At 74.7% G+C, this 25,718-nt stretch carries 24 protein-coding genes; 10 read left to right on the top strand and 14 right to left on the bottom strand.

Features of this window, described 5'->3' with window-relative positions:
- Positions 1-14: 14 nt before the first annotated feature.
- Positions 15-1,529 (bottom strand): hypothetical protein, encoded by a 1,515-nt coding sequence (locus ACIOHG_RS16590; protein ID WP_400950711.1) that lies wholly within the window; start codon positions 1,527-1,529, stop codon positions 15-17.
- Positions 1,530-1,623: 94 nt separating this feature from the next.
- Positions 1,624-2,841 carry an erythromycin esterase family protein gene (locus ACIOHG_RS16585; RefSeq protein WP_400950708.1) on the bottom strand — a complete coding sequence of 406 codons (1,218 nt, stop codon included), beginning with the start codon at positions 2,839-2,841 and terminating at the stop codon, positions 1,624-1,626.
- Positions 2,842-2,918: 77 nt separating this feature from the next.
- Here ACIOHG_RS16585 and ACIOHG_RS16580 point away from each other — a divergent pair, with 77 nt between their 5' ends.
- Together ACIOHG_RS16580 and ACIOHG_RS16575 are read left to right on the top strand one after the other, a co-directional pair.
- Positions 2,919-3,647, top strand: a complete 729-nt coding sequence (locus tag ACIOHG_RS16580; RefSeq protein WP_400950707.1) for a MerR family transcriptional regulator — start codon at positions 2,919-2,921, stop codon at positions 3,645-3,647.
- A gap of 346 nt (positions 3,648-3,993) precedes the next feature.
- Positions 3,994-5,208, top strand: a complete 1,215-nt coding sequence (locus tag ACIOHG_RS16575) for a beta-ketoacyl-[acyl-carrier-protein] synthase family protein (protein ID WP_400950704.1) — start codon at positions 3,994-3,996, stop codon at positions 5,206-5,208.
- Positions 5,209-5,367: 159 nt separating this feature from the next.
- Here ACIOHG_RS16575 and ACIOHG_RS16570 read toward each other — a convergent pair whose 3' ends face one another.
- On the bottom strand, positions 5,368-6,303 hold the full coding sequence (locus tag ACIOHG_RS16570) for an ADP-ribosylglycohydrolase family protein (protein ID WP_400951184.1): 936 nt from the start codon (positions 6,301-6,303) through the stop codon (positions 5,368-5,370).
- A gap of 82 nt (positions 6,304-6,385) precedes the next feature.
- Between ACIOHG_RS16570 and ACIOHG_RS16565 the strand changes: the two genes are divergently transcribed.
- Both ACIOHG_RS16565 and ACIOHG_RS16560 read left to right on the top strand, forming a co-directional pair.
- Positions 6,386-7,555: a methyltransferase gene (locus ACIOHG_RS16565; RefSeq protein ID WP_400950701.1), complete on the top strand. Its 1,170-nt coding sequence runs from the start codon at positions 6,386-6,388 to the stop codon at positions 7,553-7,555.
- A gap of 121 nt (positions 7,556-7,676) precedes the next feature.
- Positions 7,677-8,621: a rhomboid family intramembrane serine protease gene (locus ACIOHG_RS16560; protein ID WP_400950699.1), complete on the top strand. Its 945-nt coding sequence runs from the start codon at positions 7,677-7,679 to the stop codon at positions 8,619-8,621.
- Here ACIOHG_RS16560 and ACIOHG_RS16555 read toward each other — a convergent pair.
- Positions 8,614-10,047: a PLP-dependent aminotransferase family protein gene (locus ACIOHG_RS16555; RefSeq protein WP_400950696.1), complete on the bottom strand. Its 1,434-nt coding sequence runs from the start codon at positions 10,045-10,047 to the stop codon at positions 8,614-8,616. The genes ACIOHG_RS16560 and ACIOHG_RS16555 overlap by 8 nt on opposite strands.
- Positions 10,048-10,187: 140 nt before the next feature.
- Between ACIOHG_RS16555 and ACIOHG_RS16550 the strand changes: the two genes are divergently transcribed.
- The 3 genes from ACIOHG_RS16550 to ACIOHG_RS16540 all read left to right on the top strand — a co-directional run bounded on the left by ACIOHG_RS16550 (position 10,188) and on the right by ACIOHG_RS16540 (position 13,151).
- A complete protein-coding gene (locus ACIOHG_RS16550; RefSeq protein ID WP_400950693.1) occupies positions 10,188-11,102 on the top strand; it encodes an EamA family transporter in 915 nt (304 codons plus the stop codon).
- A gap of 133 nt (positions 11,103-11,235) precedes the next feature.
- Positions 11,236-12,075 (top strand): polysaccharide deacetylase family protein, encoded by an 840-nt coding sequence (locus ACIOHG_RS16545; RefSeq protein ID WP_400950690.1) that lies wholly within the window; start codon positions 11,236-11,238, stop codon positions 12,073-12,075.
- Between the two features lie 62 nt (positions 12,076-12,137).
- Positions 12,138-13,151, top strand: a complete 1,014-nt coding sequence (locus tag ACIOHG_RS16540) for a ketopantoate reductase family protein (RefSeq protein WP_400950688.1) — start codon at positions 12,138-12,140, stop codon at positions 13,149-13,151.
- A 7-nt stretch (positions 13,152-13,158) separates the two neighbouring features.
- Here ACIOHG_RS16540 and ACIOHG_RS16535 read toward each other — a convergent pair whose 3' ends face one another.
- Positions 13,159-13,977 carry an SDR family NAD(P)-dependent oxidoreductase gene (locus ACIOHG_RS16535; protein WP_400950685.1) on the bottom strand — a complete coding sequence of 273 codons (819 nt, stop codon included), beginning with the start codon at positions 13,975-13,977 and terminating at the stop codon, positions 13,159-13,161.
- A 281-nt stretch (positions 13,978-14,258) separates the two neighbouring features.
- Here ACIOHG_RS16535 and ACIOHG_RS16530 point away from each other — a divergent pair, with 281 nt between their 5' ends.
- On the top strand, positions 14,259-15,128 hold the full coding sequence (locus ACIOHG_RS16530) for a 3-hydroxybutyryl-CoA dehydrogenase (protein ID WP_400950683.1): 870 nt from the start codon (positions 14,259-14,261) through the stop codon (positions 15,126-15,128).
- Positions 15,129-15,220: 92 nt separating this feature from the next.
- On the opposite strand, the gene ACIOHG_RS16525 is transcribed toward ACIOHG_RS16530, so the two are convergent.
- Together ACIOHG_RS16525 and ACIOHG_RS16520 are read right to left on the bottom strand one after the other, a co-directional pair.
- Positions 15,221-15,631: a hypothetical protein gene (locus tag ACIOHG_RS16525; protein ID WP_400950681.1), complete on the bottom strand. Its 411-nt coding sequence runs from the start codon at positions 15,629-15,631 to the stop codon at positions 15,221-15,223.
- Between the two features lie 200 nt (positions 15,632-15,831).
- Positions 15,832-16,653, bottom strand: coding sequence for a chitosanase (locus tag ACIOHG_RS16520; protein WP_400950678.1), 822 nt, complete (start codon positions 16,651-16,653; stop codon positions 15,832-15,834).
- Positions 16,654-16,877: 224 nt separating this feature from the next.
- On the opposite strand from ACIOHG_RS16520, the gene ACIOHG_RS16515 reads away from it, so the two are divergent.
- A complete protein-coding gene (locus ACIOHG_RS16515; RefSeq protein ID WP_400950675.1) occupies positions 16,878-17,279 on the top strand; it encodes a hypothetical protein in 402 nt (133 codons plus the stop codon).
- Positions 17,280-17,373: 94 nt separating this feature from the next.
- Here ACIOHG_RS16515 and pheT read toward each other — a convergent pair whose 3' ends face one another.
- The 7 genes from pheT to infC all read right to left on the bottom strand — a co-directional run bounded on the left by pheT (position 17,374) and on the right by infC (position 24,799).
- Positions 17,374-19,884, bottom strand: a complete 2,511-nt coding sequence (gene pheT, locus ACIOHG_RS16510) for a phenylalanine--tRNA ligase subunit beta (protein ID WP_400950673.1) — start codon at positions 19,882-19,884, stop codon at positions 17,374-17,376.
- The gene (gene pheS / locus ACIOHG_RS16505) at positions 19,884-21,005 is read right to left on the bottom strand and encodes a phenylalanine--tRNA ligase subunit alpha (protein ID WP_400950672.1); all 1,122 of its coding nucleotides are present in this window, start codon (positions 21,003-21,005) and stop codon (positions 19,884-19,886) included. Before pheS ends, pheT begins: the two co-directional genes overlap by 1 nt.
- A gap of 149 nt (positions 21,006-21,154) precedes the next feature.
- Complete coding sequence (locus tag ACIOHG_RS16500) at positions 21,155-22,267, bottom strand: ATP-binding protein (RefSeq protein ID WP_400950669.1); 1,113 nt, start codon at positions 22,265-22,267, stop codon at positions 21,155-21,157.
- 52 nt (positions 22,268-22,319) lie between these two features.
- Positions 22,320-23,183: a TrmH family RNA methyltransferase gene (locus tag ACIOHG_RS16495; RefSeq protein WP_400950666.1), complete on the bottom strand. Its 864-nt coding sequence runs from the start codon at positions 23,181-23,183 to the stop codon at positions 22,320-22,322.
- Between the two features lie 106 nt (positions 23,184-23,289).
- Positions 23,290-23,676: a 50S ribosomal protein L20 gene (rplT, locus tag ACIOHG_RS16490; RefSeq protein WP_400709880.1), complete on the bottom strand. Its 387-nt coding sequence runs from the start codon at positions 23,674-23,676 to the stop codon at positions 23,290-23,292.
- A gap of 104 nt (positions 23,677-23,780) precedes the next feature.
- Positions 23,781-23,975 carry a 50S ribosomal protein L35 gene (gene rpmI / locus ACIOHG_RS16485; RefSeq protein ID WP_014134668.1) on the bottom strand — a complete coding sequence of 65 codons (195 nt, stop codon included), beginning with the start codon at positions 23,973-23,975 and terminating at the stop codon, positions 23,781-23,783.
- A 131-nt stretch (positions 23,976-24,106) separates the two neighbouring features.
- The gene (gene infC / locus ACIOHG_RS16480; RefSeq protein WP_400950663.1) at positions 24,107-24,799 is read right to left on the bottom strand and encodes a translation initiation factor IF-3; all 693 of its coding nucleotides are present in this window, start codon (positions 24,797-24,799) and stop codon (positions 24,107-24,109) included.
- Positions 24,800-25,298: 499 nt separating this feature from the next.
- Here infC and ACIOHG_RS16475 point away from each other — a divergent pair, with 499 nt between their 5' ends.
- The gene (locus ACIOHG_RS16475; RefSeq protein WP_400950660.1) at positions 25,299-25,673 is read left to right on the top strand and encodes a DUF1844 domain-containing protein; all 375 of its coding nucleotides are present in this window, start codon (positions 25,299-25,301) and stop codon (positions 25,671-25,673) included.
- The last annotated feature ends 45 nt before the right edge of the window (positions 25,674-25,718 follow it).

Below are 25,718 nucleotides of genomic sequence, written 5' to 3'. Positions count from 1 at the left end.
CCGCACCCCGCCCTTCACTTCCCCGGCAGGTCCGCCAGCAGACGCAGCAGGTCGGCGACCGGGAGGGACGGGTTCGCGGCGGCGGTCGTGGCGACGACCGGGTCGGGGTCGGCGAGGAGGGCGCGCAACCGGTCGGGGGGCAGGGCGGGGTGGGCGGCGGCCCGGCGGCCGGCGCGGCGGTCGCGGAGGCAGGCGGTGAGGACGTCCGCGTCGGCGGCGGGATGGGTGGCGAGGGCGCGCAGGGTGGCGACGTTGTGGTCGGCGGCGAGGAGTTCGTGCAGCAGTTCGGTGGGCGCGTCCGGGTTGGCGGCGATGCCCGCGGCGACGGAGCGGCCGTGCCGGGCGTGCAGGGCGCGCAGTTGTGCCGCGGTGAGTCCGGGGTGCGGGGCGACGGCGGCGGCGACCTTGGCGTCGGGGTCGGCGGCGAGGCGGTCCCGGACGGGGGCCGGGAGGTCGCGGTGCAGCGCGACGAGGCGGCGGGTCCGGGCGTCGGGGCGGCCGGCGAGGTGGTCGAGTTCGGCCGGGTCGGCGGCGGCGATCCGGGGCAGCAGTACGTCGCCGAGGCGTCCGGTGGCGGCGAGCCGGTCGAGGACGTCGAGCGGCACCCGGGGGTTGTGGGCGGCGGCGCGGTACACGAAGTCGTGCGGGTGGTCGGCGAGTCGGCGGATCAGCTCCTCCCCGGCGGCCGGGTTCTCGGCCAGCGCCGACAGCACCCACAGCTGCTCGTCGGCGGCGAGCGCCCGGTACGCAGCCGGGTCGAGGTCGGTGCGTCCGGCGAGAGCGGCGCGCAGGAACGGCGAGGGGTGGTCCAGGTACCGGGCGGCGTCGGCGGCGGGCGCGGCGGGGTGTCCGAGCGCGGCCTGCAGGATGCTGTGCCGGGCGTACTGGTGGCTGCCGTCGCAGGCGGCGCCGCCGGGCAGGTCGCAGTCCGGGTCGGGGCAGTCCGGCGGGTGCGTCCACGGCACGGGGTGTTTCCGGCAGACCTCGCAACTCTCCAGCGCGGGAAGGTCGTTGATCAGGTCGGCGAGGACGTGGGGCGGCGTGGCGGGGTTCACCCCGAGGCCCTGCCGGACGTGTTCCGAGGGGTGGGCGGCGAGCAGTGCGGCGATCTGGGGGTCGTCGGTGGATTCGGCGAGTTCGACAGCGACCGCGGGGTCGGGATCGGCGGCGAGCCTGCGCGCGACCCCGCCGGGCAGGCCGGGGCACTGTGCCAACTCGACTCTCAGCTCGGGCAGTTCGACCAGCGCGCGGGCCCACTCGACGGGGGCGAGGCCGGCCCGCAGCAGGGCGAGGGCCGCCCGGGGCCGCCGCTCCGGGTCGACCTGCCCGGCCCGCAACCGGCCGCTCTCGACCAGCAGGGACGCCGCCACCCCGTCCCGCTCCGCGAGCTCCCGTACCTGACGGTCCGTCAGGTCACCCCGCTCGGCGAGTTCCCGCCGCACCGAGGAGTCGTCCACCGCCATCAGCCGTGCCACGGCCTCGGCCGGCAGTGCGGGGTTGGCGGCCGCCCCGGCCCACAGATGAAGCATCCCGGCATCCTCCCCCGGGATCCCCCCGCCCGCCTTCCCTTTTCCACCGCGCGGCCTTCCACCGCACGGAGCCCCCTCACGTCCGGCCCGGTCGTCACCCGCCGAACAGGCCCTGCTGCCGCGGGATGTCCCGGACGAACAGCACTCCTTCCACCCCGCCCAGCGCGTCCGGGTCCAGTCCGAAGTACGTGTGGTCGGCAGGGACCCGCGCCACCGCCCGTCCGGCGACCGCCGCGGCGAGCAGGCGCGGGTCCAGGACGGAGCGGGCGTCGGGGAGGGTGGTGAGGATCCCTTCGAGGCTGTCGGGGTCGGGGCGGTCGTCGGTGCCGCGGTTGCCGAAGGTGCAGGCGAGGTGGGCGTAGCCGTCCTCGTGCGACGCGAACAGCGCTCCGGCGCTCCACCAGCGGAGTTGGTGGTCGCCGAGCGGGATGCGGCTGGCTTCGCGCTGGAGGTGTCGGTTGTGCGCGAAGACCAGGGTCGGGCCGCGCCGGTCCTCGCGGCGGACGATCGCCCGCAGGTTCTCGGCCATCATCAGGTCCCGCTGCCGCATCAGCGAGCCGATCCGGTCGGGCCCGGCATCGGCGACGGCCGCGTGGTAGCGCAGCAGACCGAGCGCGGTGCGGGCGTCCGACTCGGCCCGCCAGAGCGCCTCCCCGCCGTCCTCCGCCGCGAACTGCGGGCGGTGCGCGGCCAATGTTCCGGCCAACTCATCGGCCAGCAGGCGCAGTCGACCTGCCTCGGGGGTGCGGCCGACCGAACGGGACGGGTCGCGGACGGCGGCGGGTTCGGTCCAGCGCGCGTCGGGGCCGTGCAGGAGCACCAGCTCCTCACGCGCGGGTAGGAGTTCAGCGGGGAGCCGGGCGGCGAGGCAGTCGTGCAGGCGCAGCAGCGCGGGGCCGGGCGCGGCGGCGCCGGTGATCTCCAACGGGCCGTCCGCACCGTACAGGCGCAGCCACTCCCCTTCTGCCGACTGCTCATTGAACTCCCGCATCCAACGGATGAGTTCACGGTTTCCCCGGTACTCGCCGAAGCCGTGCGACAGGCCTTCGCGCACCACCGCGCCGAGCTCTCCGTCGCCGCCCTGCACGTACGCGTCGACGGCGAGTGCGGCCAGGCAGTCGCTCTCCAGGGCGAGGGAGCGGTAACCGTGTTCGGCGACCAGGTGGCGGAAGAGCGCGTTGCGCAGGTCGAGGAACTCTTCGACGCCGTGGGTGGGTTCGCCGAGGGCGAGCAGCCGGGTGCCGGCGGGGACCAGGGCGGTGGCGGCGGCGGGCGAGAAGGGGCGGGCGGCGGCCCGCAGCGGAAGATCCATGGCTTCCACCGTATCCTTGAAGCCTCGGTGTAGACTTTTCCGCTTCCAGCCCGGATTTCGAGCAGAAAAGTCTCCATATGCCGCTCCGTCCGATCGACCTGGCCCGGGAGCACGGCCTGTCCACCCAGGCGGTGCGCAACTACGAGGAGGCGGGGATCCTCCCGCCGGCCGGGCGCTCCCCGTCGGGGTACCGGCACTACGGCGAGCGGCACGCCGCGGCGCTGCGCGCATTCCTCGCCCTGGTGCCGGGGCACGGGCACCGGGAGGCGGCCGCGATCCTGTGCGCCGTCAACTCGGGTGCCCTGGAACGGGCGTTGCGGCTGCTGGACGAGGGTCACGCCCGACTCGCCGAGGACCGCCGCACGCTGGCGGCGGCCCGCACCGCCCTCGCCCACCTGCCCGACGACCCGCCACCGGCCGCCGCCGACCGACCGACGCACATCGGGCCGCTCGCCCACCGCCTGGGGCTGCGCCCGGCCACCCTGCGGGAGTGGGAGCGCGCGGGCCTGGTCGCTCCGTCCCGGGACGCCCGCACCGGGTACCGGGTCTACACGCCCGCACAGGTCCGCGAGCTCCGGCTCGCCGAGCAACTGCGGCGCGGTGGGCACGGATTGGCCGCCACGGCGGAGATCCTGCACCGGCTGCGCGACGCGGGCGGCCCGGAGGCCGTCCGCCCCACCCTGACCGCCTGGCAGGCCCGGCTGACCGCCCGCGGTCGCGCCCTGCTGTCCGGCGCGGCCGCCCTGCACGCCTGTCTCGACCTCATGGAACGGCCCGCGACGGGCGACCACCCCGACGGACTCTGACCGGTGGCCGCCGCGCCGTTCGACGCCATGGCGACGGAACCGGCGGGGGACGGCAGGGAGCGGCAGGAGACGGCACGCACCCCGGCCCCCTGACACTGCGTCACTGTGGGAACCGCACAACGCCCGCGCGGGCCCCCGGACCGCTCCCGGCCCGGGAACCGCCCCGCGACCAGGCCCTATGACCACCCCCGGCCTTGTATGTAATGCACAACTCCACCGTGCACGACTCGGTCGCCATCGACGCCTCCGGTCACTCAAGTCCCTTGGCAGAGTGGGCCGCATCGACCAGGCCCGCCGACCACCGGCGGGCCGGTCCTTGTGCTGCCACCACAACGGGAGGACCACCATGCCCGCACCGCACCCCACCGCCGTGAGGATCACCGGCCTCGGCGCCACCACCCCGCTCGGCGGGACCTCGCCCGCCACCTGGCAGGCCATGCGCGAGGGCCGCAACGGCATCCGCGCCCTGGACCGCCCGTGGGCCGCCGACCTCCCGATCCGGATCGCCGGCCAGCTCGCCGTCGAACCCTCCGAGGTCCTCGACCGGATCGAGGCCCGCCGCCTCGACCGCGCCGAACAGCTCGCCCTGATCGCCGCCCGCGAGGCCTGGGCCGACGCCGGCCGCCCCGCCGTCGACGGCGAACGCCTCGCCGTGGTGATCGGCACCGGCACCGGCGGCGCCGTGACCATGCTCGACCAGGACGACGTGCTGGAACGCTCCGGCGTCCGCAAGGTCTCCCCGCACACCGTCCCGATGCTGATGGCCAACGGGCCCGCCGCCTGGGTCTCCATCGACCTCGGCGCGAAGGCCGGTGCCCACACCCCCGTCAGCGCGTGCGCCTCCGGCGCGGAAGCCGTCGCCCTCGGCCTGGACCTGATCCGCCTCGGCCGCGCCGACGTCGTCCTCGCCGGCGGCACCGAAGCCTGCCTGCACCCCCTCCCGCTGGCCGGCTTCGCCCAGGCCCGCGTGCACTCCCTGCGCAACGACGACCCCGCCGGCGCCTCCCGCCCCTTCGACACCGCCCGCGACGGCTTCGTGATCGGCGAGGGCGCCGCCGTCCTCGTCCTCGAACGCGCCGACCTGCGTCCCGGCACCCGCTCCTACGCCACCCTCGCGGGCGCGGCCGTCACCTCCGACGCCCACCACATCACCGCCGGCCACCCCGACGGCCAGACCCGCGCCGTCCTCGGCGCCCTGGCCGACGCCGGCCTCTCCCCCACCGACATCGGCCTGGTCCACGCCCACGCCACCTCCACCCCCAAGGGCGACCTCACCGAAGCCGAAACCCTCACCCGCGTCTTCGGCCCGCACCGCCCCGCCGTCACCGCCGCCAAATCCATGACCGGCCACCTCTTCGGCGCCGCCGGAGCCCTCGCCGCCCTCGCCGCCGCCCACTCCCTCCACGACCAGTACGCCCCGCCCATCCGCAACCTCACCACCCCCGACCCCACCCACCCCCTCAACCTCCTCCCCCAGGGCCGCCCCCTCCCCACCACCGCCACCCTCGTCAACGCCTTCGGCTTCGGCGGCCACAACGCCAGCCTGATCCTGACCACCTGAAAACCCCGCGCCCGGGGCCCGACCGAGCGAGGCCCTCAAACTCCGGCCAAGCAAAGCCCCCCCCGGGAGCGAAGCTCCAGGGGCCCGGGGAACGGCGGCGCCGACCACGCAGGCGACCAACAGGCCGCGAAGCGCCGACCCCGTTTCCGGCCGAAGGCCCTACCGCCCCCACCCCTTCGCGTCGAGCGCCACCGCCATCCCCGCCAACTCCCCCGCCCGCAGCACCCGCCCGGTCGGCGGCAGCGGCACGTGCAACGGCCCCACCCACTCCGCCGGGATCGCCGCCGCCCCGTACACCGCCCCCGCCAGCCCACCCGTGACGGCGGCCGTCGTGTCGGTGTCGCCGCCGAGGTCCACCACGGCCCGCAGCGCGGCGGCGAAACCGTCCGTCGTGCGCAGCGCCCAGAGCGCCGAGCCGAGACAGGCCCACACCGCCCCGTTGCTCTCGGTGGCCTGCGACGGGTGCCACCCGTCGTCCAGCACCGTGGCCCACCGCTCCCGGTGCTCCTCCCGCACGGCGTCCAGCACGGACGGCACCGCCGCCACCGGATCGTCCCCGTCCAACGCGACCCGCAGCAACTCGTGCAGGATCGCCGTGCCCTCCCAGGCGGCCCCGTCGCCGTGGGTGAGCGCGGTGATCCGGCGGGCCGCGTCCATCGTCGCCGCCCGCCCCTCGGGCGCGAACCGCACGGCGGCGGGGGCGGCCCGCATCAGCGCACCGTTGCCGGCCGCCCGCCCCTCGGTCTGGAAGTGGATCGCGGCGGCCAGGTCCCAGGGCAGCCCGCTGCCGAGCACGATCTCGGTCTGGATGCCGATGTCCTTGGGGTCACCGGCCGCCCAGGCCCGGAAGCGCGCGAAGATGTCGGGCAGGTCGAGCCCGCCGGGGCAGGCCAGCAGCGACTCGCCGAGGTGGACGGCCAGCTGCGTGTCGTCGGTGGCCTCCCCGGGATCCCAGCCGCCACCGCCGTCCATCGTCACCGCGCCGGGGTACCGGGCACTGAGCATCCCGGCGGGCCCGAACTCGAAGGGCGCCCCGAGCGCGTCCCCGACCGCCGACCCCAGCACCGCACCGACCAACCGCTCGGACCGCTCCACCACGTCCCCCTCCACTCACCATCTCCACCCACCGTCTCCACCGGCCGGTGGCCCGGCCGCCCTCCGATAGCCTGGAGGCACGATGAACTGTTTCACCACCGCCTGGGGCGCGTTCGAACTGGCCCGCTTCCCGGAGGACCCGCGCGAGCTGCTGCGGGCCTGGGACGCCTCCGACGAGTACCTGCTGCGGCACCTGGCGGAGGAGCGGCCGGACGCCGTGGCGGGGGCGGTGACGGTGCTCGGCGACCGCTGGGGCGCGCTGTCGACGGCGCTCGCGGGGCGGGCCGACACGCTGACGGCGGTCACCGACTCCTACCTCTCCTCCCGGGCGATCGCCGCGAACCTGGCCCGCAACGGCCTGGACCCGGCCCTGGTGGACGTCCGCAGCACCCAGGACCCGCCGCCGGACCGGATCGACCTGCTGCTGGTGCGGGTGCCGAAGAGCCTGGCGCTGCTGGAGGACCAGCTGCACCGGCTGGCCCCGGCGGTGCACCCGGACACCGTGGTGGTCGGCACCGGCATGGTGACCGAGATCCACACCTCCACCCTCCAGCTGTTCGAACGCATCCTCGGCCCGACCCGCACCTCGCTCGCCGTCCGCAAGGCCCGCCTGATCCACACCACCCCGAGCACCGACCCCACCCCGGACCGCCCGGCCAACCCGTGGCCGCTGCGCTACCGCCTCCCGGACGGCATCGGCGAACTGTCGGGCCGTCAGGTCACCAACCAGGCAGGCGTGTTCTGCGCCGACCGCCTCGACATCGGCACCCGCTTCTTCCTCCAGCACCTCCCCGAGCCCTCCGCTTCCCCCACGCCCCGTCGGATCGTCGACCTGGGCTGCGGCAACGGCATCGTCGGCACCGCCGCGGCCCTGCGCGACCCGAACGCCGAACTCCTCTTCGTGGACGAGTCGTTCCAGGCCGTGGCGTCCGCCGAGGAGACCTTCCGGACCAACCTGGGGCCGGACGCCCGCGCCGAGTTCCTGGTCGGCGACGCCCTCGCGGACGTCCCGGACGCCTCGGCGGACACCGTGCTGCTGAACCCGCCGTTCCACTCGCACCAGGCGACCACGGACGCGATCGCCCGCCGGATGTTCACCGGCGCCCGCCGGGTGCTGCGCCCGGGCGGCGAACTGCGGGTGGTCGGCAACCGGCACCTGGGGTACCACGTGACGCTGCGCCGGGTGTTCGGCAACTGCCGTACGGTGGCGGGCAGTCCGAAGTTCGTGGTGCTCAGCGCCGTCCGCCGCTGACCGCCCCGGCAGGAGCGGCGTCCGAACCGTGCCCTAGGGTGAGCGCCGATTCGCCGCCGAACCACCCGGACGCAGGGCCCCTCGGCGGGCATCGCCGCCACGCCCCAGGGGAGGAACCGCCATGGACCACGCACAGCCCGCACCGGACAGCCCGAGCACCGGGGACCGGCCCCCGGCCCCGGTCTGCTTCCGGCACGCCGGGCGCGAGTCGTACGTGCGCTGCTCGCGCTGCGAGCGCCACGTCTGCCCGGACTGCCGGCGCGAGGCCGCGGTCGGCTACCAGTGCGTGGAGTGCGTCAAGTCCGGCCACCAGGGCGTCCGGCGGGCCCGGACGGCGTTCGGCGGGCGGATCACTTCGCGGCCGTACGGCACGATCGGGCTGATCGTGCTGAACGTCGCCGGGTACCTCGCCGAGATCGCGGGCGGGCAGGACTTCGTCAACCGCTTCGCCATGCTGGGCCTGGGCGTTCTGCGGCCCGCCGACCCGGAGAGCTGGGACGGCGTGTCGCCGCTGCCGGTCGGCGGCGTGGCGCACGGCGAGTGGTACCGGCTGATCACCGGCAGTTTCCTGCACCTGCAGCCGACCGAGGCGCCGTTCGGTGTCGCGCACCTGCTGATGAACATGTACTGGCTGTGGATGCTCGGCCGGGTGGTCGAGGACCGGCTCGGCGTGCTGCGGATGGTCGCGCTGTACCTGCTGTCCGCGCTCGGCGGCTCCGCGCTGACCCTGCTGTTCGCCCCGCACGCGCTGACGGTGGGCGCCTCCGGCGCGGTCTTCGGCCTGGTCGGCGGCTACCGGGTGCTGAGCCGCCGCCAGGGCTACGACCCGCTGGGCGGCGACCAGTTGATGGTGTTCTTCATCGTCTGGATGGTGGTCTCGGCCGGCTTCGCCTCCTGGACGGGCCACCTCGGCGGCCTGCTGGCCGGCCTCGCCGCGGGCGCCGCCCTGGCCTACGCCCCGCGCGAGCAGCGCGGCACCGTCCAGGCGATCCTCCTGACGGCCGTCCTGACACTGATCGCGGTCGCCTCGGTGATCGGCGTGGACCGGCTCGTCCCCATCAGCTGACCGCACCCCCCAGCCCGCCCACGTCCCGCACCGCCCCGCCCGCTTCCCGCACCGTCCCGCCCGCTTCCCGCACCGCCTCACCGAGCAGCGCCGCCGCCTCGCGCAGCCGCTGTTCGGGGAGCCCGGCGCAGCCCAGCGCGAGCGCCGGACCGCCCGGGGCGAGCCGCCCGGGCCCGACGGTGGCGACCCGGACGCCGCGCCGCGCCGCCGCGTCCGCGACGGCCTGCTCGTCGGTGTCGGCCGGCAGGTCGGCGTACAGGTGCAGGCCGGCGGCGACGCCCTGCAGGCGGGCCTGCGGCAGGTGGGTGCGCAGCGCCTCGGCGAGGGCGTCGCGGCGGGCCCGGTAGCGGGGGCGGACGGTGCGCAGGTGGCGGTCGTAGCCGCCGCTCTCCAGCAGGGCGGCGAAGGCGAGTTGGTCGATCGCGCCGGTGCCGAGGTCGGCGTACTGCTTGGCCTGCCGGAAGTCCTCGGCGAGCCGGCCGGGCAGCACCGCCCAGCCGAGCCGCAGCCCGGGGGCCAGGGTCTTGCTGAGCGAGCCCAGGTACACCGTCCGCTCGGGCGCCAACCCCTGGACGGCGCCCAGCGGTTCGCGGTCGTAGCGGAACTCGGCGTCGTAGTCGTCCTCGACCACCAGCCCGCCGGCCCGGGCCCAGGCGGCGAGTTCGGTGCGGCGGCGGGCCGACAGCACCACCCCGGTCGGGTACTGGTGGGCGGGCGTGACCAGCACGGCCTGCGCACCGCTCGCCGCCAACTCCCCGACCCGCAGGCCCTCTTCGTCGACGGGGACGCCGATCGGCCGGACGCCGTGCGCGCGCAGCAGCGCCAGGGTGCCGGGCGAGCCGGGGTCCTCCACCGCGATCCGCGGCCGCCCCCGCCGGGCCAGCACCTGCACCAGCAGCGCCAGCCCCTGCCCGACGCCGTTGATCGCCATCACCCGTTCCGGCTCCGCGACGACCGCCCGCACCCGGCCCAGGTACGCCGCCAACTCCCTTCGCAGCTGCGGCAGTCCGGCCGGGTCGCGGTATCCGAGGTCCCGGTTCTCCGCCCCCTGCAGGGCCCGCCGCACCGCACCGGCCCAGGCTGCCCGGGGGAACATCCCGAGATCGGGCGTGCCCGGCTTCAGGTCGTACCGGGGCTCCGTCTCGACCACCCGCGCGGGCGGCCGGGCCCCGCCGTCCGCGACCCCCGCCGCGACCCGCGTTCCCGACCCCTGCCGCCCCACCAGGTAGCCCTCGGCGGCGAGTTGCTCGTACGCCTCGACCACCACCCCGCGCGAGACGCCCAGTTGGGCCGCCAGCACCCGACTCGCGGGCAGCCGCTCCCCGGCCACCAGCCGCCCCTCCCGGACGGCCGCCCGCAGCTCCCGGACCAGCCGGCCCGCCAGCTCGCCCCCGCCGTCCCCCCACGTGATCAGCAACTCCCGCACGCCCCCACCCTGCCAGAAAGCACCACCGCCGGGGGCCCGGGCAACGGCACCCCGCCTCCCCCGGCCCCCCGAATTGGTCCTCTCCAACACCCATCCAGTGGCCCTGTATCCCGGACCACTCTGCTCCTAGCGTTTCCACCGTGACCACCTCCTCCTCCCCCGTGCTCCCCGCCCCGGCGCCCGCCACCGCCGACCGCTCCCGGCTGGCCGGTTCGCTGCGGGCCGCCGCCGCGATGACGCTGCTCGGCGGCTCCACCGGCGTGACCGCCCTGGCCTCGTCCTATCCGCTCGCGGCCGGCCAGACCGCGCGCTACGCCCTCGCCTCCGCCGTCCTGCTGCCGCTCGCCCACCGCCGGGGCCGCCTGGTGCCGCGCCTGACGGCCCGTGAGTGCGGCCTGCTGCTGGCCCTGGCCGGCACCGGCCTGTTCGCGTTCAACCTGCTGCTGGTGACGGCACTGCGGCACACCGACGCGGCGGTGGTCGGCAGCGTCGTCGGCTGCACCCCGCTGCTGCTGGGCGTGCTCTCGCCGCTGCTGGCCCGCCGCCGCCCGGCGCCCCGCCTGCTCGCGGCAGCGGCCGTGGTGGTGGCGGGCGCGGCGCTCACCCAGGGGTTCGGGTCGGGCGACGCGACGGGGATGCTGTGCGCGGCCGGCACCCTGTGCTGCGAGGCGGCGTTCTCGCTGCTGGCCGTCCCGCTGCTGCCGCGGCTGGGGCCGGTCAGGGTCTCGGCGTACACCACCGCCCTCGCCGTGCCGATGTTCGCCGCGGCGGCCGCGTTCTCGCCGAGCCCGCCGCGCCTGCCCAGTGGCACGGAACTGCTCGCGCTGCTCTACCTGGGGCTGGTGCTGACCTGCGTGGCGTTCCTGCTCTGGTACTCGGCGCTGACCAGGCTCCCGGCCGAGCACGCGGGCCTGTTCGGCGGCCTGATCCCGCTCACCGCGACCGCCTCGGGCGCGGCCTTGACCTCCGCCGTCCCGAGTCCGCCGCAGCTGCTCGGCGCGGCCCTGGTCACCGCCGCCCTGCTGCTCGGCCCCGGCCGCCCCGTCACGACGTGACCTCACACCCCGTCAATCCTCCCACTGCGGTGCCCCGACCGGGCTCCGGCGCACCGGGTCGCCACCTGCGCGCCACCCGTCCGGGCGGTGGCCGTTGTCGTCCGGCCGAAACCTGCGCATAGGCTGGGTCCCGATGAGTGTCGACCGCCGCAGTGTCCTGCGTTCCACCGCCCGTCTGGCCGCGCTGAGTGCCGCCGGGGGCTTCGCCGCCGCCTGCGGCAGTTCCGCCGGGAACACCGATCCCGCCGAGCCCTCGATGGCGGCGCGCTCGCAGCCCTCGCACCTCGCCGAGAGCGCCGCCCCGTCCCCGACCGCGGTGCCGTCCGCGGCCCCGAGCCCGACGGCGTTCGCGCTGCCGCCGCTGGCCGCGAACACCCCGCAGGAGGTGGTGACGGGGCCGCGCACCAGGTCGCAGCTGGCGCTGACCTTCCACGGCCAGGGCGATCCGGCGATCGCCGAGGCCCTGCTGAAGACGGCGGAGCAGCACGGCGCCCGGCTGACGGTGCTGGTGGTGGGCAGCTGGCTGGACCAGCAGCCGCAGATGGCGCAGCGCATCCTGGCGGGCGGCCACGAGCTGGGCAACCACACCCAGAACCACCTGGACATCTCCTCGATGCGGCCGCAGCAGGCGCACGACGAGATAGCGCAGTGCGCGGAGCGCCTGCAGCGGCTGACCGGGTCGATCGGGCGCTGGTTCCGGCCGTCGGCGGCGCAGTACGCGAACGCGATGGTCAAGGAGCAGGCCCGGCAGGTGGGGTACCAGCACGTGCTGTCCTTCGACGTCGACCCGCACGACTACGCGGACCCGGGCGCGGACGCGGTCACCCAGCGGGTGCTGAAGTCGGCGGCGGCGGGTTCGGTGGTGGCCCTGCACATGGGGCACCCGGGCACGGTGCAGGCGCTCCCGGCGATCCTGGACGGCCTGACCGCGAAGGGCCTGCACGCGGTGACGGCCTCCGAACTCTGCGCCTGACAGCCGCACCACCCGCTGACCCTCCCGCACCTCCCGGGCCGGGCCCGTGCGATGCTCGGCCCATGCGCTACGTGATCCTCGGGGCCGGCGCGGTCGGCGGCACCATCGGCGGCCGGCTCCACCAGTCCGGCCGGAACGTCCTCCTGGTGGCCCGCGGCCCGCACCTGGCGGCGCTGCGCGCCGAGGGCTTGCGGCTGAGCACCCCGGACGGCGTGCACCGGCTGCCGGTCCCGGCGGTCGGCGGGCCGGAGGAGGTCGCGCTGGCACCGGACGACGTCCTGGTGCTGGCGGTGAAGACCCAGCACTCGGCGGCCCTGCTGGACGCCTGGGCGCCGCGCCCGGTCGCGGGCGGCGGCACGGCGGCGGAGCGGCTGCCGGTGGTGTGCGCGCAGAACGGGGTGGCGAACGAGCGGCTGGCGCTGCGCCGCTTCGAGCGGGTGTACGGGATGCGGGTGTGGCTGCCGTCGACGCACCTGGAGCCGGGCCGGGTCTCGGCGGCGGGCTCGCCGCGCTCGGGGATGCTGCACCTGGGGCGCTACCCGCACGGCGCGGACGCATTGGCCCGCCGGGTGGCGGCCGACCTGGCGGACTCGTACTTCGACGCGCCGGTGGTCGAGGACGTGATGGCCTGGAAGTACGCGAAGCTGCTGGGCAACCTGGGCAACGCGCTGGAGGCGGTGGCCGGTCCGATCGACGGCGAGCCGCGGATGCGGGTGTGGCGGGGCGTGCGGGCGGAGGGCCGGGCGGTGCTGGCGGCGGCGGGCATCGCCCACCCGTCGGAGGAGGAGCAGCGCGCGGCGCTCGGTGACCGGGTGACGCTGCTGCCGGTGGAGGGCGAGCGGCGCGGCGGCGGTTCGTCCTGGCAGTCGCTGGCGCGCGGCACCGGCGACATCGAGGCGGACTACCTGAACGGCGAGATCGCCCTGCTGGGCCGGCTGCACGGGGTGCCGACGCCGCTGAACGCGGCCCTGCAGCGGCTGGCCGCGGCCTTCGCCCGCGAGGGCCGCCCGGCGGGCTCCCTCCCGGAGACCGACCTCGCGGCCCTGGTCGCCCTGGCCGACCTCACCGACTCCTGACGGCCCGTCAAGCCATCGGGTCGTCCGGCCCGTAGGGGCGCAGCCGCAGGGTGCGGGCGTCGGCGGAGCGGATCGCGCCGGCGGAGGCGATCAGCGTCTCCAGGTTGTCCCGGCCGGCGTGCAGGAAGCGGCCGTGCAGGCAGTCGAAGCGGCCGCGGGCGGCGTCGACGGTGACGGCGACCATGTAGGGGATCGAGCCCCAGGCCTTCATGTCGCGGAACATCGGCATGCCGGCGGTCATGTCGGTGGCGACGGCGCCGGGGCTGATGTCGAGGACGACGATCCCGTACCGGCCGACCGAGTCGGCGATGTTGTCGGAGAGCTGGAGCAGCGCGCCCTTGGAGGTGGCGTAGGCGGTGTAGTTGCCGTCGGGGCGCAGCGCGAAGCCGCTGTTGAGGTTGACGACCCGGCCGCGGCGGCGCTGCACCATGCCGGGCAGGACGTGCCGCAGCAGGTTGTAGGGGCCGCGCAGGTTGGTCTCGACGACCTGCCACCACTGGGCGGGGTCGGTCTCCCAGATCGGGGTCTCGGCGCGGTCGACCTGCCCGGCGTTGTTGATCAGCAGGTCGACGGGGCCGAGGTCGCGCTCGATCGAGCGGACGGCCTCGCGGACGGCGCCGGGGCGGGCGACGTCGGCGGTGACGGCGACGCCGCGGGCGCCGTGCCGGACGCACTCCTTGAGGGTCGCGGTGAGGCGGTCCTGGGTGCGGCCGACCAGTCCGACGGCCATGCCCTCGGCGGCGAGGCCGATGGCGATCTCCCGGCCGATGCCGCGCCCGGCGCCGGTGACCAGTCCGACCTGTCCGGCGAGTGATCCGGTCCCCATCTGCCTGCTCCCTCCGGTCCCTCCTGCGGCTGGACCCTCGCATTCTGGTCGCCCGCCCGGGGGCGCACGGGGAGCGCGCGGCGGTACGCCGCCCGGCCCCACCCGTTCGGCCGAGCCCCCGCGCCGCCCGTCCGGCGAACCCGCCGGGGACGAGGCGGGGTGAACGGGCGTCAAGGCAGGTAGTACCGTCGTCCGGGCGGGCCGCCCGCCCCGGGAGGGGGTCGGGGGGCCGTGACAACAGCGGGCCGGGCGATCCCCGGCTCCTCGTGAAGGGCATCTGAGTGAGTGACATCGCGCGCGTCGGAGTAGTCGGCTGCGGCCTCATGGGGTCGGGCATCGCCGAGGTCTTCGCCCGTTCGGGCCTGGACGTGCTGGTCTCGGAGGCCAGTGGCGAGGCGCTGGAGCTGGGCCGGACCAGGCTGACGAACTCCCTGGAGACGGCCGTGCGGCGCGGCAAGCTGTCGGAGGAGGACCGGGACGCGGCGCTGGCCCGGCTGGCGTTCACCACCGATCTCGCGGACTTCCACGACCGGGACCTGGTGGTCGAGGCGGTCGCGGAGCGCGAGGACATCAAGGTCAAGATCTTCCAGACCCTGGACCAGGTGGTGACCCGCCGGGACGCGATCCTGGCCTCCAACACCTCCTCGATCCCGATCGTGAAGCTGGCCGCCGCGACCGGCCGCCCCGAGCAGGTGATCGGCCTGCACTTCTTCAACCCGGCGCCGGTGCAGAAGCTGGTCGAGGTCATCCCGACCCTGACCACCTCCGCCGAGACCACCACCCGCGCCGAGCAGTTCGCCGTCGAGGCGCTCGGCAAGGAGCCGATCCGCGCCCGCGACCGGGCCGGCTTCGTGGTCAACGCCCTGCTGGTGCCGTACCTGCTCTCCGCCGTCCGGATGTTCGAGTCGGGCGTGGCGACGGCCGCCGACATCGACAAGGGCATGGAGGCGGGCTGCGCCCACCCGATGGGTCCGCTGCGGCTGTGCGACCTGATCGGCCTGGACACCATCGTCTCGATCGCCGAGTCGATGTACGACGAGTACAAGGAGCCGCTGTACGCGGCCCCGCCGCTGCTGTCCCGGATGGTCGACGCGGGCCTGCTGGGCCGCAAGTCCGGGCGCGGCTTCTACGACTACACCGCGACGGCCTGACCCCCCGCCACCCCTCCGAGGGCCGCCCGGCAGCAGCACGCCGGGCGGCCCTCGCCGCGCCGACGGAGCCCCGACGGAGTGCCGCCGGGGCGTCAGCGGCCCTTGAGCGTGTCCGGGGTGGCGTAGCGGGCGACGTCGGCGACCCGGCAGCTGACCGGGCCGCGCGGCTCGGCCAGGCCCTGGGCCTGTTCGAGGGTGTCGTGGCCGGGGGCGAGGGCGGTGGCGCCGGCCACGCCCGCGGCGACCTGCTGGCCGGTGCCGTCGAGGAAGGCGATCTGCACCACGTAGTTGCTGGTGACGGCGGTCCGGTTGGTGATCCGCACGGTCGCGGCGGGCCAGCGCAGTTCGGCGTCGACGGCGCAACCGGTGACCTCGACGTCGCCGGCGGCCTGCCCGCCGACGGGGGCGTCCGCCGGTCTGTCCCCGTCGGCTGGCTCGCAGCCCGTCGCCGCGAGCACGGCGGCGGTCAGGCAGAGGGTGGCGAGGACGGCTCGGATGCGCATGGTCTCCCCTCGGGACGGCGTGGTCGGTGCCGACGCTACCGAGCCCGGGGGCCCGGCCGTCCCGGATGTGTCCAAGCTGTAACCACCGTGCGGAGCAAGTGTATTGACGGAGCGTCAACAAACGAACGGGCCCGGCACCGCGAGGGTGCCGGGCCCGGAGCCGGGGATCGGCCGTCGAACGGCCGCCGAACAGCCGAGGGTCAGCTGTTGATCTGGTACGGGTCCCCGTAGACCTTCCACTTCAGCGGCGGGTTGAGGTCGAAGTTCTTGTTGTTCAGGAAGACCCGCTGCTCGGTGTCGACCCGGCTGGTGTCGGCGTGCGCCTCCTCCTGCTTCATGATCACCTTGCGGGCGTCCAGGAAGGCGTTCAGGTAGGTGGCTTCGTCGCCGCCCTGGGCCGGGGTCTTGGCCTTCTTCATCGCGGCGGCGCGGATGCCGCCGAAGCTGTCGGAGCTGTTGCCGGGGCCGTGCATCACGATGGCGTCGTAGTAGGCGAACTGGCCGAGCGCCCGCAGGCCGTCCGACTTGGCCTGCTTGACCGCCGGGTTGAAGTACACCCGGTCGCGCTCGTCGTTCTGCGCCTGCTGGAAGACGGTGTCCTTGGCGGCGGTCTTCCAGTCGTTGACGAAGGCGCTGCCCAGGCCGGAGTGCGACTCGGTGCCGTTGACCTTCTTCAGGGCCGGCAGGTACTTCGCCAGGACGTTGCCGGGCTTGAGGTCGGTGTAGTGCTGGACCAGCTCCAGCATGTCGCCGGTGCCGGAACAGAAGCCGATGATGCCGGCGGTGTAGCCGCGGCCGTCCTTGATGTCCTCGATGTACTTGTACTGCGCCTTCCAGTCGAGCGAGGAGTTCTCCGCCGAGGAGACCAGCTCCATGGCGATCTCCTTCTTCTTCGCGTCGTCGAGGCCGACCGACGCCGCGTGGCCCGTGCCGGCGGTGGCCAGGGTCAGCGGGAGGGCCCCGATCAGGACGGCGAGGGCGGCTCGGGTGGTGCGGGCGGTGCGGTGCTTCGTGCTGGGCATCTGACGCTCCGTCTGCCGGTCGCGGACATGGGGGTGCCCGCGGGAGGGGGTTAGGAAAGTTTCCTAACAAGGATTGAAGCGCCCGCTCCCGCGCCCCGCAAGACGTGCGACCGAGAATGTCAGGTCCCCGCCACCGGACGGCGCGGAAAACCGCCACTCAACGCCCGCCCCCGAGAACGGAGTTACCCGTGCACGTGTGCGCACGGTCTGGCACAGTGACGGCCATGCGATCATCCGTCATCACGCGAACCGCCCTCGGCTGCCTGGCCGTCGGCCTCGCCCTCACCCTCGGCGCCTGCAACTCCTCCGGCAGCGGCGGCAGCGGCAGCAAGGGCGCGAAGACCGGCGCCGCGCCCGCCGCCTCCCCCTCCGACGACCACGCCTTCGACGGCCTCGGCGAGCAGCTCGCCCTGCTGAACACGCTGGAGAAGGAGTTCCCCGGCATCACCGAGGACAAGCAGAAGGCCGTCGACTCCGCCGACGAGCTCTGCAAGGACATCCGCAAGAACGACGGCACCGACCTGGGCATGGTCGCCGCCTCGCTGTTCGCCACCACCACCGTCTCGCTCGGCCCCGCCGACGGGCAGCGGATCGTCGCCGCCGTCAAGGCCAGCACCTGCCAGTGACGCCGCCGTCAAAGCCGGCACCGGCCGGTGACCACGACGGAGCCCCGCCGCGCAGCACGCGCGACGGGGCTCCACCCGTACATCCGTCCGACCGTCAGGCCCCGCGCAGCACCGCGCCCGTCCGCTCGGCCGCCACCGCGACCGCCGACTCGCGGGCCGCCGACGCCTCGTCCGCCGTCAGCGTCCGGTCCGCGGCCCGGAAGCGCAGCGTGTACGCCAGCGACTTCTTGCCCGCGCCCGCCTGCTCGCCGGTGAACACGTCGAACAGCCGGATCGCCTCCAGCAGTTCGCCCGCCCCGTCGCGCAGCGCCGCCTCCACGTCCGCCGCGTGCACGTCCGCGTCGACGATCAGCGCCACGTCCTGGGTCGCCACCGGGTAGGCGGAGACCGGCGGGCCGGAGACCCGGCGGCCGTCCTCGAACAGCAGGTCCAGGTCGAGCTCCATCGCGCTGGTGCGCTCCGGCAGGTGCAGCGCCTTGACGACCCGGGGGTGCAGCTCGCCGGCGTGGCCGACGACCTCCTCGCCCACCAGCAGCTCGGCGCACCGGCCCGGGTGCCACGGCGCGTACTGCGCCTGGCGGACCGTCAGCTCCACGCCCGCGGCGGCGGCGACCACCCGGGCCGCCTCGACCGCGTCCGCCCAGCCGGACGGCGCGCCCTTGCCCCACCAACCGGACGGCAGCCGCTCGCCGGTCAGCGCGACCGCGACCCGGCGCGGCTGGTCCGGGAGGGCGGCGTCCAGCTCGGCGAGCTGCTCCTCGGTCGGCCGGCGGTCCACCGGCAGCCGCGGCGCGACCTTCCGCTCCGCCTTCGGCAGGAACACCGTGCCGGTCTCGAAGATCGCCAGGTCGGTGTTGCCGCGGCCGACGTTGCGCCGCAGCGCGCCCAGCAGGCCCGGCAGCAGCGTGGTGCGCAGCGCCGGCTCGGCGTCGTTCAGCGGGTTGACCAGCTTCACCGTGCGGCGGCGCGCGTCGTCCGCCGCCAGCCCGAGGGCGTCGAACGCGGCGTCGCCGACGAACGGGTACGCGTTGATCTCCACGTAGCCCGCGCCCGCCAGCGCCACGCCCACCCGGCGGTGGAAGCGCTGCGCCTCGGACAGGCCGCGCCCGGGCGGGGTGACCGGCATCCGGGCGGGGACGTTGTCGTAGCCCTCCAGCCGGATGACCTCCTCGGCGAGGTCGTACGGGTCGGTCAGGTCGGGTCGCCAGGACGGCGGGGTGACCTCCAGGATGTCGGTGCCGACGACCGTGCAGCCGACCTCCTGCAGGCGGCGGGTGACGGTCTCGCGGCCGTACTCGGCGCCCGCGACCCGGTCCGGCAGGTCCGCGTCGATCGGGATGGTGCGCACCGGGTGCGGGGCCGCGATGTCGGTGACCCCGGCCTCCGCGGTGCCGCCGGCGATCAGCACCAGCAGGTCCACGGCGCGCTGCGCGGCGGCCCGGGCGGCCTCCGGGTCGACGCCGCGCTCGAAGCGCTTGGACGCCTCGGAGGGCAGCTTGTGGCGCTTCGCGGCCCGGGCGATGGTGACCGGGTCGAAGTGCGCGGCCTCGACGATGATCTCGGTGGAGCCGGTGACGGCGCCGGTCTCCGGGTCGACGACCGGGTCGAGGATCTCGGTGCTGGCGCCGCCCATCACGCCGGCCAGGCCGATCGGGCCGGAGTTGTCGCAGATCAGCAGGTCCTCGGCGGACAGCTTGCGCTCCACGCCGTCCAGCGTGGTGAGCTTCTCGCCCTCCTCCGCCCGGCGGACCTGGATCGGCCCGTCCAGCCGGTCGCGGTCGTACGCGTGCAGCGGCTGGCCGACCTCCAGCATCACGTAGTTGGTGATGTCGACGGCCAGCGAGATCGGCCGGATGCCGGACTTCTGCAGGCGGCGCTGCAGCCAGATCGGCGACTTCGCGGCCGGGTCGACGCCGGTCACGGTGCGCGCCACGAAACGGTCGCAGCCCGCCGGGTCGGCGACCTTCACCAGGTGGCCGTACGAGTTCGCCGGCGGCACGTCCAGCAGCGCCGGGTCGGCCAGCGGCAGCCCGTACGCGGCGGCGGCCTCCCGGGCCACGCCGCGCATCGACAGGCAGTAGCCGCGGTCGGGGGTGACCGCGATGTCGAGGACCTCGTCGACCAGCTGGAGCAGCTCGATCGCGTCGGTGCCGGCCTCGAACTCCGGCGGCAGCACGATGATCCCGTTGTGGTCGTCGCCCATGCCGAGCTCGCGGGCCGAGCAGATCATGCCCGCCGAGGTGTGGCCGTAGGTCTGCCGGGCGGCGATCGGGAACGGGCCGGGCAGCACGCCGCCGGGCAGGATCACCACGACCTTGTCGCCGACCTGGAAGTTGGTCGCGCCGCAGACGATCTCCTGCGGCTCGCCGGTGCCGTTGGCCGCGCCCACGTTCACGAAGCAGTGCCGGATCGGCTTCTTGAAGCCGGACAGCTCCTCGATCGAGAGCACCTCGCCGACCACCAGCGGGCCCTTGAGGTCGGTGCCGAGCTGCTCGACGGTCTCGACCTCCAGGCCCGCGCGGACCAGCCGGGCCGCGACGTCGCGTCCGGTCTCGCCCGCCGGCAGGTCGACGTACTCGCGCAGCCAGGAAAGCGGGACGCGCATCAGATCTCCATCCCGAACGGGAGGGTGAAGCGGACGTCACCCTCGACCATGTCGCGCATGTCGGCGACGTTGTGACGGTTCATCAGGATCCGCTCCAGGCCCAGGCCGAACGCGAACCCGCTGTAGCGGGACGGGTCGATGCCCGCGGCGACCAGCACCCGCGGGTTGACCACGCCGCAGCCGCCCAGCTCGATCCAGCCCTCCGAGGAGCAGGTCCGGCACGGGCGGTCGGGGTTGCCCACCGAGGCGCCGCGGCACACGAAGCACTGCAGGTCGATCTCGGCGGACGGCTCGGTGAACGGGAAGTACGAGGGCCGCCAGCGCAGTTCGAGACCGCCGCCGATCAGCTTCTCCACCAGCACCTCGATGGTGCCCTTCAGGTGACCGAAGGTCAGGCCCTCGTCCACCGCGATCGCCTCGACCTGGCGGAACACCGGGGTGTGCGTGGCGTCCAGCTCGTCGGTGCGGTACACCCGGCCCGGGCTGACCGCGTACAGCGGCGGCTCGCCGGCCAGCATGGTGCGGATCTGCACCGGGGAGGTCTGGGTGCGCAGCACCATGCCGGAGTCGGCGGTGCCGTCGGCGGCCTCGACGAAGAAGGTGTCCTGCATCGAGCGGGCCGGGTGGTCGGCGTGCAGGTTGAGGGCGTCGAAGTTCAGCCACTCCGCCTCCACCTCCGGGCCGGACGCGACCTGGTAGCCCATCGCGATGAAGGTGTCCTCGATCCGCTCGGCCAGCGTGGTCAGCGGGTGCCGGGCACCGCGCGGGACCCGGCCGAACGGCAGCGTGACGTCCACCGCCTCCTCGACCAGCACCCGGGCGTCGCGCTCCGCCTCCAGCTCGACCTGACGCTTCGCCAGGGCCTGGTTGACCGCGCCGCGGGCCTGCCCGATCAGCTTGCCCGCGGCGGCCTTGGCCTGCGGGGGCAGTGCGCCGATCTCGCGGTTGGCGAGCGACAGCGGGGAGCGGTCGCCGGTGTGCGCGACCTTCGCCTGCTTGAGCTCGTCGAGGTCGGCGGCGGCGGCGAAGGCGGCGATCGCCTCGTCCCGGGCCTGTTCCACCACCTCGGGCTTGAGGGCCTCGACCTCGACCGGGTCGTACGACTTGTTGGGTGCCGACATCTCTATCTTTCCCGTGCTCCTGCTCGTGATCAGGTCCTGCTGCCTCGCCGGGCGTACCGGAACGCCAAAGGTCGAGTGTAGTCGCAGCCCGCAACCGGATACGGCGGGTGACCGGGTCCGGCGGGGGGTCAGAGCATGAAGGGCGGGGGTCAGAGCATGAAGTCCGGGACGCCGGCGGGCAGCACGAACCGGAACCTGGCCCCGCCGCCGGGCGCCCGGCTCACCCCGATCACCCCGCCGTGCGCCTCCACGATGCCCTTCACGATGTACAGGCCCAGGCCCGTCCCGCCGCGCTTGGAGCCCCGCCAGAACCGGGTGAACACCCGCGGCATCGCCTCCTCCGCGATGCCCGCGCCCTGGTCGCTGACGGTGACGGCGGTGCCCTCGACCACCCGCGGCGGCGTCCCCGCCCGCTCGACCAGCTCCTTCGCCGGGCCCAGCTCGATCGTCACGGTGCCCTCGCCGTGCCGGACCGCGTTCTCCAGCAGGTTCGCCAGCACCTGGTCGACCTTGTCCGGGTCGCCCCACTGCTCGCCCAGCGGCCCCGCCACCCGGATGTCGAACCGCTCCGCCGGGATGCCCGCCGCGACCTTCCCGTCCACGTGCCGGCGCACCGCCGCCGCCAGGTCCAGGCGCTGCCGGCGGATCTCCAGCCGGCCCGCGTCGATCCGCGAGATGTCGAGCAGTTCGGCGATCAGCCGCACCACCCGGTCGGCGTCCGCGTCGACGGTCTCCAGCATCACCCGCTTCTGGCCGTCGTTGAACCGCTCCCACTTCGCCAGCAGCGTCGCGGTGAAGCCCTTCACACTGGTCAGCGGGGAGCGCAACTCGTGCGCGACGGTGGCGATCAGTTCGGCGTGCGAGCGCTCGGTGCGCCGCCGGGCCTCGGTGCCGCGCAGCGTCACCACCACCTGCCGCACCGGCCCGCCGGGCCGCTCCCGCACGTACCGGGCGCACACCAGCACCTCGCGGCCGCCCGGCAGCAGCAGGTTCCGCTCGGGCTGCCCGATGCGCACTGCCAGCCCGCCGTACGGGTCGGTCAGCGCCCACCAGCGGCGGCCGTCCAGGTCCTCCAGCGGCAGCGCCGCCTCCAGCGCGGTGCCGATCGCGTGCCGGGCGGAGCGCCCGGTCAGCCGCTCGGCGGCGCGGTTGAAGACCGTCACCGTGCCGTGCGCGTCCGCGACGACCAGCCCGTCCGGCAGGTCGTCGGGCCCGATCGGCGCGCCGTACGGCCCGTCCGGTGCCCCGTTGCCGCCGCCCATGGGTGTCCTCCCCCGCCCGGCCCCCTCGCCGGCCCAGGAATCGACCCTAGCGCTATCGGGCCCCGCCGCGACACCCGCCCGGGGAGCGCTGGGCGCGCGCGGAGGCGTACAGGCACACGGCGGCCGCCGTGGCGAGGTTCAGGCTCTCCGCGTGCCCGTGGATGGGGACCCGCACCACCTCGTCCGCCAGCGCGCGCGTCTCCTCGGGCAGGCCCCACGCCTCGTTGCCGAACACCCAGGCGCACGGGCTCTCCAGGGTGCCCTCGTCCAGCTCCTGGTCGAGGTCGCGCTCCCCGGCGCCGTCCGCGGCCAGCACCCGCACCCCGGCCGCGCGCAGCCGGGCCACCGCCTCCTCGACCGGCACCCCGGTCGCCACCGGCAGGTGGAACAGGCTGCCCACCGAGGCCCGCACCGCCTTCGGGTTGTACGGGTCCACCGAGGCGTCGGTCAGCACCACGGCGTCCGCCCCGGCCGCGTCGGCGGTCCGCAGCACGGTGCCCGCGTTCCCGGGGTCGCGCACGTGCGCGAGCACGGCGACCAGCCGGGGCCGGGCCGCCAGCACCTGCTCGAACGGGGTGTCGATGAACCGGCACAGCGCCACGATGCCCTGCGGGGTGACGGTGTCGCAGATGTCCGCGACCACCTCCTCGGTGGCGGTCAGCACCGGCCGGCCCGCCGCCCGCGCGGCCGCCACGATCTCGGCGTGCCGCTCGGCGGCCTCCGCCGTCACGTACACCTCGACCACGGCGTGCTCCCCGTCCGGCAGCCGGCCGAACGCCACCGCCTCCCGGACGGCCTGCGGGCCCTCGGCCAGGAAGCGCCGCTCCTTGCCGCGCTGGTTGCGCTTGGCCAGGCGGCGGGCGGCGACGACGCGCGGGGAGCGCAGGGAGGTCAGCAGGGGGGTCTCGGTGCTCATGCTCACGATCTTCGTCACGGGAGGGCGGGGGCGCGATACGCGACGGACCCGCAGGCCGGGCGGCCTGCGGGTCCGGGAGGACAACGCTGCGGTGCGAGCACCTGGGTCAGGCGGCGACCTTGGGGGCGTTGACGTCCTCCGGCAGCGCCTTGCGGGCGACCTCGACCAGGGCCACGAAGGCCACCGAGTCGTTGACCGCGAGGTCGGCCAGCATCTTGCGGTCGATCTCGACGCCCGCGGCCTTCAGGCCCTGGACGAAGCGGTTGTAGGTGATGCCGTTGGCACGGGCAGCGGCGTTGATGCGCTGGATCCAGAGCTGGCGGAAGTCACCCTTGCGCTTCTTGCGGTCGTTGAAGTTGTAGACCAGCGAGTGGGTGACCTGCTCCTTGGCCTTGCGGTACAGGCGCGAGCGCTGACCGCGGTAGCCGGAGGCCCGCTCGAGGATGACCCGGCGCTTCTTGTGGGCGTTGACTGCCCGCTTGACGCGTGCCACTTGATTACTCCTTGTTTCCGGACCCCGGATGGTGCCGCCGGCCCGTTATTCGATTCGGTCGGTAAGGATCAGCTGGTGCCCGCGGCGCGGCCGCGGGCGGGCGATCACTTGCCGAGAAGCTTCTTGATCTTCTTCGCGTCGCCCGGGGCCAGCTCAACGGTGCCGGCCAGCTTGCGGGTCAGCGTCGAGGGCTTGTGCTCGAGCAGGTGGCGACGGCCGGCACGCTCGCGCAGCACCTTCCCGGAGCCAGTGATCTTGAAGCGCTTGCTGGCGCCGCTGTGCGTCTTCTGCTTCGGCATGTCGCCGTATCTCCTCGTCGTCCGTTCCGGCCCGCACCCGGGGGTGCGGGCCGGAACTGGATGGATCTCGTCTCCGGGGCGGTTGCCCCGGAAGCGTTGCCGATCCCGCCCGGCGTCCTGAACCCTGGGGCTCAGGCGTCCTGGGCGGCCTCGGCGGGCTGCTCGGCCTCGGCGACCTCGGCGGTCTCCGCGGCCTCGACCTCGGCCTCGGCGGCCTCCACCTCGGTCTCCTCGACCTCGGTCTCGATCGCCTCGGCGGCCTCATCGGCCTCGTCCGCCTCGGCGGACGGTCCGCGGCCCTGCCGCTCCGCCTTGCGGGCGTCGGCGAGCGCGCGGGCCTCGGCCATGGCCTCGGTCTTCTTCTTGTGCGGGCCGAGAACCATGATCATGTTTCGGCCGTCCTGCTTCGGGGCGGACTCCACGAAGCCCAGCTCCTGGACGTCGTCCGCGAGCCGCTGCAGCAGCCGGAAGCCCAGCTCCGGGCGGGACTGCTCACGACCGCGGAACATGATCGTGATCTTGACCTTGTCACCCTGCTTGAGGAACCGGACGACGTGACCCTTCTTGGTGTCGTAGTCGTGCGGGTCGATCTTCGGCCGGAGCTTCATCTCCTTGATGACCGTGTGCGCCTGGTTCTTGCGCGCCTCACGGGCCTTCATCGCCGACTCGTACTTGAACTTGCCGTAGTCCATGAGCTTGCACACCGGCGGGCGCGCCGTGGCGGCGACCTCGACCAGGTCCAGGTCGTACTCCTGGGCAAGCTCCAGCGCCTTCGCGAGCGGGACGATGCCGACCTGCTCGCCGCTGGGACCGACGAGTCGCACCTCGGGGACGCGGATCCGGTCGTTGATGCGGGGCTCGGTGCTGATGGGGCCTCCTCGGTTGCACCTTTTCCGATGCGGCCGTCGGGCGGCGGTCGCACGTAGTGGTATTCGACCACTGGGCGGGGCTTCATTCATGCTCCGCTGCCCGTCGAGGGCACCGAGCGCACGAAAAAAGCCCCGCACGGTACAGGCGGGGCTCCACACGTTCCGGACGCCCTCTCGGGCACCACTGGCGACGAGCACTCCCTCACGGGCGCCTGTCGCGGACCGGACCCGTCGACCCTTCGGCCGATCAGGTGGGAGACTGCCGCGGCCGCCCTTCCGGGCCTCCGCGAGGTGGAGCCTCCACTTGCTGGCCGAGCACTCCGAAGAGCCCCCGGCCGGTCAGTCTCGAATCATACCAGCGTTCCGGGCCCGACCGGTATTCCGGCCCCTCCCCGCCCGCCTTGTACGCTCCTTCCGTACCGCGCCTTCGCACCAACCCCTCCGGAGTGACACCGTGACCAGCCAGCCCGACCACGCGCCCGAGTCCGACCAGGCCCTCGGCTTCGACGACCTGACCCGCGACATCGCCGAGGTCCCCGCGGTCGAGGTGATCACCACCGTCGCCGTCCACCTGATGAGCGCCGCCGCCGTCAAGTGCGGCCTCGCCGAGGGCGGCGAGGCCGACAAGGACCTCGACGAGGCCCGCAAGCTGATCACCGCCCTGGCCGGCCTGGTCACCGCCGGAGCCCCCGAGATCTCCAACTTCCACGCCGCCCCCCTCCGCGACGGCCTCCGCTCCCTCCAGCTCGCCTTCCGCGAGGCCTCCCTCGTCCCCGACGCCCCGGGCGCCGGCCCCGGCGAGAAGTTCACCGGCCCCGTCTACTCCTGACCCCCCGCCCGGGCGCGGGGAACCGCGCGCAGCGGAAGACACCAA

This window comes from Kitasatospora sp. NPDC088134, from assembly GCF_044741705.1.
In the GTDB taxonomy this organism is placed as follows: Bacteria; Actinomycetota; Actinomycetes; order Streptomycetales; family Streptomycetaceae; genus Kitasatospora.
The sequence above is the reverse complement of the archived record's forward strand: the minus strand, read 5'-3'. Positions and strand labels throughout refer to the sequence as shown.